12 protein-coding genes are annotated in these 12,816 nt (G+C 45.8%); 7 read left to right on the top strand and 5 right to left on the bottom strand.

The window, feature by feature from the left end:
* Nucleotides 1-133: 133 nt before the first annotated feature.
* The 3 genes from MKY24_RS25585 (at nt 134) to MKY24_RS25595 (ending at nt 3,766) form a co-directional block, all read left to right on the top strand.
* Nucleotides 134-1,309 carry an AGE family epimerase/isomerase gene (locus MKY24_RS25585; protein ID WP_339201123.1) on the top strand — a complete coding sequence of 392 codons (1,176 nt, stop codon included), beginning with the start codon at nt 134-136 and terminating at the stop codon, nt 1,307-1,309.
* On the top strand, nt 1,306-2,505 hold the full coding sequence (locus MKY24_RS25590; protein ID WP_023990887.1) for a glycosidase: 1,200 nt from the start codon (nt 1,306-1,308) through the stop codon (nt 2,503-2,505). The genes MKY24_RS25585 and MKY24_RS25590 overlap by 4 nt, the downstream gene beginning before the upstream one ends.
* Nucleotides 2,506-2,752: 247 nt before the next feature.
* Nucleotides 2,753-3,766, top strand: coding sequence for a substrate-binding domain-containing protein (locus tag MKY24_RS25595; protein WP_023990888.1), 1,014 nt, complete (start codon nt 2,753-2,755; stop codon nt 3,764-3,766).
* A gap of 155 nt (nt 3,767-3,921) precedes the next feature.
* On the opposite strand, the gene MKY24_RS25600 is transcribed toward MKY24_RS25595, so the two are convergent.
* Both MKY24_RS25600 and MKY24_RS25605 read right to left on the bottom strand, forming a co-directional pair.
* Nucleotides 3,922-4,134, bottom strand: coding sequence for a cold-shock protein (locus tag MKY24_RS25600; protein ID WP_023990889.1), 213 nt, complete (start codon nt 4,132-4,134; stop codon nt 3,922-3,924).
* Nucleotides 4,135-4,253: 119 nt separating this feature from the next.
* Nucleotides 4,254-4,769, bottom strand: coding sequence for a DUF2179 domain-containing protein (locus MKY24_RS25605; RefSeq protein WP_023990890.1), 516 nt, complete (start codon nt 4,767-4,769; stop codon nt 4,254-4,256).
* 156 nt (nt 4,770-4,925) lie between these two features.
* Here MKY24_RS25605 and MKY24_RS25610 point away from each other — a divergent pair, with 156 nt between their 5' ends.
* On the top strand, nt 4,926-5,102 hold the full coding sequence (locus MKY24_RS25610) for a CsbD family protein (RefSeq protein ID WP_339201124.1): 177 nt from the start codon (nt 4,926-4,928) through the stop codon (nt 5,100-5,102).
* A 255-nt stretch (nt 5,103-5,357) separates the two neighbouring features.
* Nucleotides 5,358-6,401: a stalk domain-containing protein gene (locus MKY24_RS25615; RefSeq protein WP_069080708.1), complete on the top strand. Its 1,044-nt coding sequence runs from the start codon at nt 5,358-5,360 to the stop codon at nt 6,399-6,401.
* A gap of 79 nt (nt 6,402-6,480) precedes the next feature.
* Here MKY24_RS25615 and MKY24_RS25620 read toward each other — a convergent pair whose 3' ends face one another.
* Nucleotides 6,481-7,278: a copper amine oxidase N-terminal domain-containing protein gene (locus tag MKY24_RS25620; protein ID WP_339201125.1), complete on the bottom strand. Its 798-nt coding sequence runs from the start codon at nt 7,276-7,278 to the stop codon at nt 6,481-6,483.
* Nucleotides 7,279-7,610: 332 nt separating this feature from the next.
* On the opposite strand from MKY24_RS25620, the gene MKY24_RS25625 reads away from it, so the two are divergent.
* Nucleotides 7,611-10,166, top strand: coding sequence for a LamG-like jellyroll fold domain-containing protein (locus MKY24_RS25625; protein WP_339201127.1), 2,556 nt, complete (start codon nt 7,611-7,613; stop codon nt 10,164-10,166).
* A 104-nt stretch (nt 10,167-10,270) separates the two neighbouring features.
* Here MKY24_RS25625 and MKY24_RS25630 read toward each other — a convergent pair whose 3' ends face one another.
* Both MKY24_RS25630 and MKY24_RS25635 read right to left on the bottom strand, forming a co-directional pair.
* Nucleotides 10,271-11,452 carry an NAD(P)/FAD-dependent oxidoreductase gene (locus MKY24_RS25630; RefSeq protein WP_023990895.1) on the bottom strand — a complete coding sequence of 394 codons (1,182 nt, stop codon included), beginning with the start codon at nt 11,450-11,452 and terminating at the stop codon, nt 10,271-10,273.
* Between the two features lie 27 nt (nt 11,453-11,479).
* Complete coding sequence (locus tag MKY24_RS25635) at nt 11,480-11,911, bottom strand: DUF1641 domain-containing protein (RefSeq protein WP_013312528.1); 432 nt, start codon at nt 11,909-11,911, stop codon at nt 11,480-11,482.
* A 501-nt stretch (nt 11,912-12,412) separates the two neighbouring features.
* Between MKY24_RS25635 and MKY24_RS25640 the strand changes: the two genes are divergently transcribed.
* The gene (locus MKY24_RS25640) at nt 12,413-12,808 is read left to right on the top strand and encodes a rhodanese-like domain-containing protein (RefSeq protein ID WP_076295219.1); all 396 of its coding nucleotides are present in this window, start codon (nt 12,413-12,415) and stop codon (nt 12,806-12,808) included.
* Nucleotides 12,809-12,816: the final 8 nt, after the last annotated feature.

Here is a 12,816-nt window from a genome sequence, read left to right on the forward strand (position 1 = left end):
AAAGTGGAATGGGTCACATCTTATAAAAAAACACCAATTTAGCATGGTTGACAGTTTACAAACAGCTAGATATGATAATCCTGTAAAGTTAACGATAACCTAATAATTCATTTTCCGAAGGAGGCTTTGTCTCTTGGAAACATTACTGGACGAAATTAGACAGGAATGGAAGGAGCACATACTCCCATTCTGGCTTGGACTGAAGGATGAGACACACGGTGGGTTTTACGGCGAGGTGGACGTGGATCTGCACACTCATAACCAAGCCGACAAAGGCGGGATTGCCACTGCACGGCTACTCTGGTCATTCTCGGCGGCTGCCCGTGTAACAGGGGAAAATACCTATGCAGAAGCCGCACGACATGCATTCACATTCCTGCGGAATCACCTGCTTGATCCATTACATGGAGGAATGTACTGGATGGTGGACTACACCGGGCAACCCGTGGACACGTGCAAGCATGTATACGCGCAGGCATTTGCGATCTATGCGATAGCAGAGTATGCACGTGCCACAGACGACCCGAATGCATTACCACTAGCTATGGAGCTGTTCCATCTGCTGGAGCAAAAAGGATATGATCGCACCCGACAGGCATACGGCGAACAATATGACCGCTTGTGGAACACGCAGCCTAATGAGCTACTCAGCGAAAATGGGGTTACCGCGCATATCACCATGAATACGCATATTCATGTTTTGGAGGCGTATACCCAATTGCTGCGCGTCTGGCCAAATGAAGAGGTTCGAAATGCGCTGACGAACGTACTGGATATTTTATATCATCGTGTTTACGATGCTTCTGCCCGACGATTGGGGGTATTCTTCGACCGTGAATGGCGCTCTCTGCTTGACCTGACCTCATATGGTCACGACATCGAAGCCAGCTGGTTGATTGAGGACGCTATGAGTGTGCTGGGTTATTACCCGTCAGAATACGTGGATATGGTGATGGATATTGCCAATGCGGTAGCAGAGCGCGCTGTTCAGCCAGACGGATCGCTCATCAATGAGCGGGAAGGAGAGCGAGTAGACACCTCACGTATCTGGTGGGTACAGGCCGAGGGGATGGTTGGTTTTTACAATGCGTTTCAACGTACAAAAGACGAACGTTTTTTGCGAATTGTGAAAAATCTATGGTCCTATACCCGGCAATATATCATCGATCCGCGCCCCGGAGGCGAATGGTTCTGGTCAGTTCAAGCGGATGGTAAGCCTGATGCGAGAGAGATTGCAGGACCCTGGAAGTGCCCTTATCACAACAGCCGATTTTGCATAGAAATGCTAGAAAGGATGGAAAACCAATGATCCATAGCAAATACAATGAGCTGCGGTTGCAGCAAGAGGAACTGATTACACGCCCCAATGAGGTTAAAGCTACCTTTTATAATGGTATCTACGAACGCTACCTCTATCCAGTGCTCACACGCCATCATGTTCCACTTCACTGGCGGTTTGATCTGGATGCGCAAACTAATCCCTTTTTCATGGAGCGGCTGGGTGTAAATGCGGCATTGAATCCAGGGGCAATCTATCATGAAGGAAAATACATTCTTGTTTCGCGTACCGAGGGACTGGATCGAAAATCATTTTTCGCTTTAGCAGAGAGCGATAACGGCATTGATCAATTTCGATTCATTGACGCCCCCCTAGTATGGGAGGATATCGACCCAGAAGAAACAAATATGTACGATATGCGGCTGGTGAAGCATGAGGACGGCTGGATTTACGGTATTTATTGCTCAGAGAAAAAAGACCCTGACGCACCACCTCACGATACCTCCAGTGCTGTCGCTCAGGCCGGACTGGTCCGTACTCGTGATCTTCGTACATGGACCCGGCTTCCCAACATCACTACCCAATCCCCACAGCAGCGCAACGTTGTCCTGCACCCTGAATTTGTGGACGGTCAATATGCCTTCTATACTCGTCCCCAGGACGGGTTTATTTCCACCGGTTCAGGCGGAGGCATCGCCTTCGGCCTGTGCAAAGATATTACACAACCCGTGATTGAACACGAAACCGTCATTGATGAGCGTTGTTATCATACGGTGTACGAAGCCAAGAATGGTCAGGGCCCTGCCCCGATCAAAACCAGTCGCGGCTGGATTCATATCGCTCACGGGGTACGCAATACGGCCGCTGGGTTGCGGTATGTGCTGTATACCTTTGCCACCAGTCTGGAAGACCCTACGCGCGTCATCGCCAAGCCCGGCGGGCACTTTCTGGCTCCTTATGATGAGGAACGCGTGGGCGACGTTTCGAATGTTATTTTTTGCAATGGGGCAGTCGTTAACGAACAAGATGAAGTCTTTATTTACTACGCATCCAGTGATACCCGTATCCACGTAGCGACGACCACCATCGCTCGACTGGAGGACTACACCTTCAATACACCATCCGACCCGTTGCGCTCTCTCAGCAGCGCCGCTGTTCGTCGTGAGCTAATTCATCACAATGAAGCGCTATTGCAAGCACACTCCCGTCCTTCCCAGCGGACATAAGCCGCAGGCTTTATCCTGCTTGCGGAACCATGTATACTATCCATAGAACAACTGTTACCCGCAGGCTAATAGTTGTTCTATGGGCAGCCATGCTGCCAGTCTTTGTATCTTTACAGGACAGCAACCCTGCTAAGTCTTTTGGATTTTTACAGGCGGCTAAGCTACTGATATATTCCCCAGCATTTTGCATCCATTCTCTGGATTAGGCAAAATGCTTATCTTTTTAAAATTGGAAGGCGGAACAGGAATGAAGAGCAACGTAACGATGCGGGATATTGCAGATAAGCTGGGAGTAAGCAGCGTGACCGTGTCGAAGGCGCTCAATGACAAGGATGGGGTTAGCGAGGAGCTAAAAGAGCGTATTAAGACGCTCGCAGGAGAAATGGGTTATCGTTTCAATACCGTTGCCAAGTCCATGAAGGAGGGCCTCACCTATAACATTGGTGTTGTCATCCCTGAACGTTTTACCGGCCCCGGCCAATCGTTTTATCTGCACATCTACCAGCAAATTTCACGGGCACTGGAGCCATACGGCTACTACGGCATCCTTCACATCCTCCATCGCGAAGACGAAGAACAGCTTAATCTGCCACGTATCTATTACGACCGCAAGGTGGACGGCTTCATTCTCCTGGGCCAAGTGAGCAAGCCATATATTGAGCTTGTACAAACCATGGACCTGCCCAAAATGTTTCTCGATTTTTATGATGAGCATGCCGATATCGACTCCGTGGTGACGGATAATTTTTACGGAGCCTACGAGCTGACCAACTATTTGATCGCCCAGGGACACCGGGATATTGCATATGTGGGTAATATCTATTCCACCAGTAGTATTCAGGATCGTTTCCTCGGCTACTATAAATCCTTGCTGGAGCACAGGTTGCCCCTCCGTAACGAGTGGGTGCTCAGTGACCGGGACGACGAAGGTACTTATGTTGAAATGGAGCTTCCTCAGCCGCTACCAACTGCCTTTGTATGTAACTGCGATCAGGTCGCTCACAATCTGGTGCATAAGCTCATTGGTCTGGGATACCGCGTACCTGAAGACTGCTCTGTGGTCGGCTTTGACAACGATGTATACGCCACTCTTATTGTTCCGCAACTGACCACGGTCGGAGTAGACATCGAGCAGATGGCACGTACCGCGATTGATTCGATGATGAAAAAAATAAGCCATCCCGGTAGCCGCTTTGGTCGAGTCCTGGTGCAGGGACATATTGTATATCGTGATTCCGTGCAGCCCATCCAGAGACCATGATCAATGCATACCTTACTTGGGGACAGGTCACCCCTACTCTAATTTCCACAACCAAAAGCCGCTCAGCATGTCGCTGGAGCGGCTTTTGACGTTCATAAATTCTGCAGTGTGATCATCGTACTCACATTCAATTGTAGATTTTGCAAAATCCTGGACTAGGAGCGCTGGGCGACAAAGGAATTGCCCGCCCGATTGAGAATCGGCAGCATCCGCATTTCTTGCCCCATCGAGGCTTGGCAAAGTGGACAAGCTGGCTCGTTTAAAAAGGTGAAATCCGTTCGCATCCAACCGTTGCAACCCTCGTTTGTACACGACCAAATAGCCGTATTTTCCTCTGGAATGATTTCCGGGGCCTGGCGTCTGTACATCTATATCCCCCCTCGGTTTTTATAGGGTAATATCCCCTGTCGGCTTACTGTTAATTTCCACCTGTCCGGGTATTAATATGCTCTAACGTCCAAAAAATATGCGCAATTTACCAAAATGTTTATTTACGGATAGCCTTGGTCCAGAAGCCGCCATGAAATTGCTTCGGCTCTACCGTAATGACAAAAGCCTTAGGATCCAGCTCCAGAATGGACTGATACAGCTTATTCTGGTTTTTACGTTTAGCCAAAATTTCCATCACCAGGCGCTCTCCATCACGTCCACTGCCCAGCCAGGCTGTAACACCGTATCCTTTGTCCCGCAGCGCATTGGCAATTCCTCCATTGATCTCATTACTGATCACCTTAACGGTGACATAACCAAGCGCTATTTTTTCCTCAATCCATGCTCCAATAAGAATGCCCAATGCATAGCCAATGGCATATACTGCAAGACTTGCCACTTGATCCAGGTACTTAAGCACAACATTCAAGCCCAACACATAGACCGTAACTTCCACGGTGCTAATGAGCGCAGCAATGTACTTCTGTCCTTTCAGCGTCAGAATCATGCGCAGTGTATACGCCGATACGTAAATAATTTGAATAACAAGAATAAACAATAAAATTTTGAGCATGCGCTCACTCCCCACTTCACGTTCTGATTTAACCCGTATCCAACATTATACCCCCGTCTGTGATATACAGCCTCTGGTTTCGTATTACCCTCGCTCGGGTAATGACTAACTACAGCATGCTGAATGAAAGTTCGATCACATAAGGAGGGCTCCAACATGAAGGATAACGGAACTAGCGATAAAATCAAAGGTAATGTGAACAAAGCCAAAGGTGAAATCAAGGACCAAATCGGGAACGCTACCAATAATAAGTCCCTTCAAGCCGAAGGTAAACTGGATAAGGCCAAAGGCCATCTTCAGGAAACAGCAGGCAAACTGAAGGACGGCAAATAATCCTGAATGGATAACCTCGACGCACTGTTTTACCAACAAGTCTCGCTGTCTTGTGCAGCGGGCTTGTTTTGTGTTGTTCGGATACTTTTGGAAAAACTTTTGCGCAAACAGGGCAACTTTTACGGTTGCTGTTGCGTCTAACCAATATAAGCACAACCCATAATGACTCTCCAACCTGTTGGATTTTGTAGGCATTAATGTTACTCTAGTCTATGAACCAGGCTATAATTCTTAAATAAAGGGGTAGACCAACGAATGAAATCACTGAAATCTATCAAAAAACCTGTCATCATCACTGCCGTATCCGCCTTGGCCATATCCGGGGCTCTTTTCAGCCAATCCACATATGCCGCACAAGTGACTAAGCCGATCCAAGCAGTATATAACAATATCAAAATCATCTACAACGGAACCGAGGTTCCTTATGATGCCAAAACAGAACCGTTCCTGCTGGATGGCGTAACGTATATCCCACTGAAGCTGGCAGGTACAGCTTTGGATAAAAAGGTAACATGGGATGGTACAAACAAACGCGTAGTCATTGCCGACAACGGCGTTCCGATTGATCAGTCTACAGTTACGGCGTTGAACAACCAGATTACGACGCTGACTCAAGAGCTCAACACAGCGAAAGCAGCGAACACGACGAAGGACGCTACCATTGCTCAATTGCAAAAAGACAACCAGACGCTAAAAGATGACGCGAGCAAAAGCAGCTCTAGCACCTTGAAAGATCTTCAAAAGCAACTGAACAAGGATTACAGCGATTCCTACAACACCAACTCGGATATTACGCTGGATGGTAACAAAAGCGATATTACAGTAACCATTGAAATGACAAAATCCAGATGGGATGATCTATCCGATAGCAGAAGGGAAAGCTACCTGGAGGACATCGTGGATGATATTTTGAAAGAGTACAAAGATGCCGATATTGAAGGCACAGTGAAAAATTCCAGTAATAGGGATAAATTAGCAACCTTTACAACCAACAGCAAAGGTGATGTGACAATTAAGAAATTAGCCTCTTCTCTGGATACAAGTACGATCCAACGTAATTTGTCCGATAGATATGGCACCTATAGCGGAGTCGGCTTTGATTTCACCGTAAGAGGTGACAGCAGTGAAGCCACCGTTGATGTCTATGTAAATTCGGATGACTGGAATAAACTTTCCAACAATCAAAAAAACAACCTGACAGACGGCGTTATTAATTATCTTAAAGACAGAGAGTCTGTATCCAAAGTCGTGGGATACGTACGCAATAAAGGAAACAGCAGCCAAATTATTACCTTCTAAGATTAATCTTTCAAAAAAAGCGACAAAGGCCCTTAAGCCTTTGTCGCTTTTTTATGATGTACAAGCAACATACATTCCACTACTTAATTAATCTGCCAACAGAAGTAATATATTTTATATAATCTTCATCCGCATTGGTTGTATCGATATTCATTGTATAAACCAAATTACCAGGACTGGTTATTTTAACTTTGTAAAACATACTGGGTTTAGAATAAGGATATACACTATAGGTCCCTTTGCTATAAACAATCATAGGATTAAAGTCAATTTGCTTGAAGGCGGGCGATAAGTCACTCTTATACGTAGCATGAATATTCAATACACCTTGCCTTTGATCCCAGTCAAAGGAAATAAGATCAAATGCATTCGCATCAATGACTTGGGCCAAGTCTTGTCCCTTAAACCTCATAAGAACTGGACTTTCCGTAAAGCTATCATGCCTTAGCTTCAATAAGCCACGCTTGGAATCCCACTCCATCTTCGCATCTGTATCTTTCAACAAAATGGATACCGGTAAAAACATTGCATTACTTAGCATGATAGGGACTGTGTCCATTGTCATGGGTTCGCCGTTAACCGATATATCGGGTGATCCAATCGTTGCCGTTACATTACGGTCTAACAGATCAACAGAAGCGGTTTTGTTCGCTGCATTATAAGTTACTTTACCGCCCAGTATATCCTCAGCCACTTGGAGCGGTATAAGCAGCCTTCCCTTCTTATCCACAAAGGGGGATGCAGGGAAGGTGTATAAAACGTAATGATCATTGACCTTCAAGTGTATGGGGGTATGATCTTGAGCCGATGCCAAATTCGAGTTTGTAGTAGCAAAACTTAGTACAATCATAAGGCAGACCAACAGTCTGATTTTCATAATGCTCTCCTTTGTTAGCGTTTAGGCTAAAACAAAAATTTGTTCAAGTAACAGTTCTTACGACTTATTTTTCATAACTAGCTTATCCTCACAAAAACATAACGTCAACCATAATTTATAATTTTTACCTAAATAAAGACCATACCATCCAGTTGGCTCACTCTAAAATAATGAGGATTCACCTTACAGGTATATCTCGGTGTTGGATGCTAAAACCTTCCTTATAGCCATATAATTCATAAATACATTAATAATATTTATAAATAGAAAGGTATTTAGCAATGAAAGCAGAATATATCTCTGTATTCCAATTTAGAAAGGGGCAAATGTGTATGATGAGAAGTTTTGTTAAACGTAAAGTCAGGAAAAGTATTGCAATAACACTAACATTATTATTAGCAATCGCAAGCGCACCATTAGGTGCAATAGACGCGGCGGCAACGGTGCCAGACCAGAACAATAAGCAGGATGCGCCAACCTTCTCTAATGTATCGGTTCATGACCCTTCCATTGTCAAAGACGGTGACACTTATTATGTATTTGGGTCACATATCTCTGCGGCGAAGTCAAAAGATCTTACAAACTGGACTTCTTTTGCAAACGGTTACACCACGCCTGGGAACACACTTTACGGGGATTTATCGAAGAATCTGGCCGGATCTTTCGCTTGGGCGGGTGAGAATGATGCGGATAGTAAGGGAGGATTCTCGGTATGGGCGCCCGATGTATTTTGGAATGAGCATTATGTCAATGAGGATGGGACAAAAGGGGCATATATGATTTATTATAGTGCATCTTCCACCTACATTCGTTCCGCGATCGGCATTGCAGTTGCACCCAAAATCGAGGGTCCATATCAATATGTGGATACCATTATACACACTGGTTTTACGAAGGAGACTGCTTTCGATAAAGATAGCAAGGTAGATAAAAAATGGACAAATACGCCGATTCAACAACTTATTAAGGAAGGCAAGCTTGAGGGGCCCAGACCAGGATGGTTTAATACCGATGGTTCTTATGCGAATCGGATGTTCCCAAATGCAATCGATGCAAGCGTTTTTTACGATGCAAACGGTCGCTTGTGGATGACGTATGGATCATGGTCCGGGGGAATATTTTTACTGGAGCTGGATAAAGCAACTGGCAAACCCATGTACCCAGGTAAAGATGGAACTACAGAAGACGGTCGGCTCATTGATCGTTATTTTGGCACCAAGATCGCAGGTGGATACGGTGAGTCAGGGGAAGGTCCGTATATTGAATACAACCAGGAGACGGGTTATTACTATTTGTATGTAACCTACGGTGGCCTTGCAGCAGACGGAGGGTATAACATGAGGTTATTCCGTTCCAAGAGTCCGACAGGACCTTATAAAGATGCCAAAGGACAGAATGCTGTTTTTCCAGCAAACACCAAAAATATAACTTATGGCAACAAGTTAATAGGTAATTTCTTGTTCGATAGTAAAATAGGTGACCCCGGTACAGGCACTGGCTACGGCTATGTTTCCCCTGGACACAATTCTGTATACACCGATCCTGCTACTGGACAAATGTTTGTCGTCTTTCATACCCGATTCCCTCATCAGGGGGAGACACATGAGCTGCGTGTACACCAAATGTTCATGAATCAGGAGGACTGGCCCGTCGTAGCTCCTTATCGTTACGGTGGCGAGACGCTTACAAAGCTAGATGAGAAACAATTCATTGGCGATTATCAATATGTTAATCATGGCAGTGATTCTTCGGCTACGATCAAGAATACGCAATTCATTCAGCTTAAAGCAGATCATACCATTGAAGGCGATGTGCAAGGAACATGGCGCAAGTCGGGGGATTCGAATATCCAATTAACACTAGATGGTGCTGTATTGGATGGGGTGTTCTTAAGACAATGGGATCAGGTTACGAATCAATACATCCTGGCGTTTACAGTTTTATCGAATAAAGGTGAGATGGCTTGGGGCAGTAAGCTCCCTGATATGACCGATACGACAGTAGTGGACAGTGTGTATCGTGAATTAGATCTTGGCGATACAAGTCGGGTGACGGCTAGCCTGAATCTTCCGAAGGAAGGCAGTCGGCAATCCCGGATTACCTGGAAAACTTCAGACCAAAGCGTCATTACGGATACAGGTGAAATCAAGCGTCCAGGAATCGGAGAAAAGGCTGCATCTGCCACTTTGACAGCTACCATTACCAAGGGAGAACGTAGTCGGGACAAAATTTTTAACATCACGGTATCCCCTTATGAGAAGGCAACATTGACTGCGTCATACACGTTTGAAAATAATCTGGAGGATCAGCAAGATGCTTTTGCTAATGGGGAAGTTATCGGTGACCGAATCGATCGCCAGGGAGGAAGTGTGTCCTACGCTGAAGGCGTAAGAGGCCAAGCTGTAGTCCTTGATGGAAAGTCGGGCATTGCTCTGCCTGAAGGACTCATATCCAGCTCAGCATATTCCGTGTCACTGTGGGTAAAACCAAGCGAATTGACTCTGCATACACCAACTTTCTTTGGAGCTATGGATAGTAATCACTGGATTAGCCTTTTGCCCAGAGGACCTGAGAAGGATAACACAATGGTCTGGTCCGGCAGCTCATCTTGGTATACTGGCAGTACCGGCCTAAAGATCAAAACAAATGAATGGACACATCTCGCCTTCACTGTAGATCGTGGAATGTTAGCCGTGTATGTGAATGGAAAGATTCAATTTACCGGCTCAGGATTTCCAGATGTCTTTACCTCTAAATCTGGATCATTCAGCTTAGGTGTCAACTGGTGGGACCCTGCGTTCAAAGGATCTATTGATGAGCTGAGTATATTTGAAGGTGCGCTCCCCCCTGCACAGGTGGCGGAGTTAGCGAAGATGAAAGTGAATTAAGACTAATGAATCGTGAGTATCGCTAGTGTCGAAAAGAAAAGCTACAAAAAAGAGAGCGCTGAATAGCGCTCTCTTCCAATGAACCATATAAAATGTAAGAAATATTAATAGGCCAATGCAAAAAGTCCTTTGATGTGGGACAAGTAACGGATGTTACTGCCTTCCTTCATCAAAGTGGCTACAGCGCCTTTCAGTTGGGTGCCATTCGCGCCTACAGTACCAATCGCGTCTGTTCTGCCCAAGCTGCCCAGTGTACCGGAGAATACTGGTGTAAAGCGTTCCATTTTCGCTCCGTTGAAATAAGCGAAGATGTTGTAACCAACTAATTCGCCCATTTGCCAAGCCAACTGTGCAGTTGGTGGGTATGGACGCTCGCCTTCACTCGGGAACACCACTGCACTGTCGCCAGCGAGGAAGATGTCTTCGTGAGAAGTCGATTGCAGCGCACCATTCACAGTTGCGCGACCACGGTTTACTTCGATACCAGATGCGCCAACCAGTGCATTACCTTGTACGCCGCCTGTCCAGATCAGTGTGTTCGTTTTGATCGAACGTCCGTCTTTCAAGAGAACTTCGTCAGCTTTCATTTCTGTAATCGGAACACCCGCTACGATTTGAACGCCACGTTTTTCAAGGCTTGTTACTGCACGATCAACCAGTGGTTGAGGGAAGCCTGCCAAAATAGATGGTCCAGCTTCTACGCAATACAAGTTGATATCTTCGTAGTTAATACCTTTTTCGCGACAAATTGCAGGCAATTTGTCAGCATATTCGCCCACCAGCTCAACGCCAGTCAGACCGCCACCACCGATAACGATTGTAGCGTCCGCTTGGTTACCGGATTGCTTGTAAGCATCCAGACGAGCTTCCACATGTGCGCGAATGCGATTGGCTTCTGCCACTGATTTCAGCGTGAAGCTATGCTCTTGCAGTCCTGGAATACCGAAGTAAGCCGTTTCACTGCCCAGGGAAATAACGAGAGCGTCATAGCTCAACGTAGCGCCACTGGCCAAGGTTACTTTTTTATCGTCAGGCTTGATTTCGGAAACAGTATCCACTTTCAGGATAATTTCCTTGTTACGCAGCAGTTTTTCCAAAGGAAGCGCAACAGCTTTTTCAGCAATTGTACCTGCCGCCAAACGGTGCAGTTCCGTAATAATTTGGTGCGACGCAAAGCGGTTAACCACTGTAATGGTTGCTTGGCTAGCGTCCATATGCTGGCGTGCTGTAAGAGCGGCCAGCAATCCGCCGTATCCGCCGCCCAAGATCAAAATTTGCTTCGACATGTCCATCCTCCGTTCTTGATCAGGTAATTATTTGCTTTCGCGTTGGCGCTCATTCAGAATATCCAGGAAAGCCTGGCTGAAACGCAGCGTTTTTTGTACATTCGGATCTTTAAGCATTTTGAGCAGGCCAAACAGACCTACACTGCCGTCCGTAGTTTGTACACGGTCATTTGCTTCAATTGCAGCAGAAGCCAATCCTTTAGCCGAATCTGTAACAGGCTTCACAAACTCTCCCATGGAGCTTTTCATATCTCCGATAAAGACAGGGTCAGTCGCCAGACTGCGAGCTACATCATAAGCATCGGTCATCAAAGTAACCATCTCAGTCAACTTGGGCAGATTTTCTACCAGCACGGTCAGCGATTGCTGAACCTCCGGTTTCATCAATTGGTCCAATACATCCCGAGACTCTTTGGTAGCTTCTTGTGTTACTGCCACCTCTTGTTGGTTTTCAGACATGCGTGAACGTCCTCCTTTACTGTGAAAATAGAAGTCCATTCCTTTCTCGTAACCTGTATCCATAAACTCTAGCAATAAAACGTGCATTGAATTCACGCCCTTAAACATGCAAGAAGCACAGCTAAAACCGGCCTATACCCTAAAGGGCAAGACTGATTTATCGCAGATGCCAATTGTATATTGCTCAGACGGTATTCTGTTGTTACTGCTGCGGAATATCCCACGAAGCGCTCCTTCGTGACTACAACAGGCCGAAACGGAACCCTATACCTCTATATTACACCTTTCACAACACAATCGTCGAAGAAATTTTAAATTTGCACAAATTTCTGCAAAATTTTTATTGTTATTTTAGATAAAAATTAGAATAAGCTCGATTTTTGTCCAAGTTTCCCTTAAAAAAAGGGTCATTTTATGCTAGAGGAGGGTAATAGAGAGCGTACGTTTCAGTTCGATAATATGAAAATAACACAAAATATATTCATACGGAGGTTTAAAACGATGGCTAAAACATTTGGAGATATGGTTCAAGAGGCGAGACAGCACGTTCAAGGCATTGATTCACAGGAGGCACGTCAGCGAATGGAGGCAAATCCTGATACATTCGTTATCGATGTACAGGACTCCCATGATGCAGGCGCTTGCGGTCTGATTCGCGGAAGCGCCAATATTTCATTGGGCATGCTGCCCATCCGCGCTGACTTGGAGGTTCCACAGGATTTGCGTGACGAACATCTACGTGACCGCAACCGCCCGATTATCACCACTTGTGGGGCAGGCGGACAAGCTGCATTGGCAGCTTATACACTCCAGCAGATGGGCTTTACCAATGTAGCTTTTATCGAAGGCGGAACAACAGCCTGGAAGGAATCCGGCTTTGAAGTAGAACTGTACTAAGGGACCTA

Origin of the sequence: Paenibacillus sp. FSL P2-0322 (assembly GCF_037975315.1) — a bacterium.
Taxonomy (GTDB): domain Bacteria; phylum Bacillota; class Bacilli; order Paenibacillales; family Paenibacillaceae; genus Paenibacillus; species Paenibacillus polymyxa_B.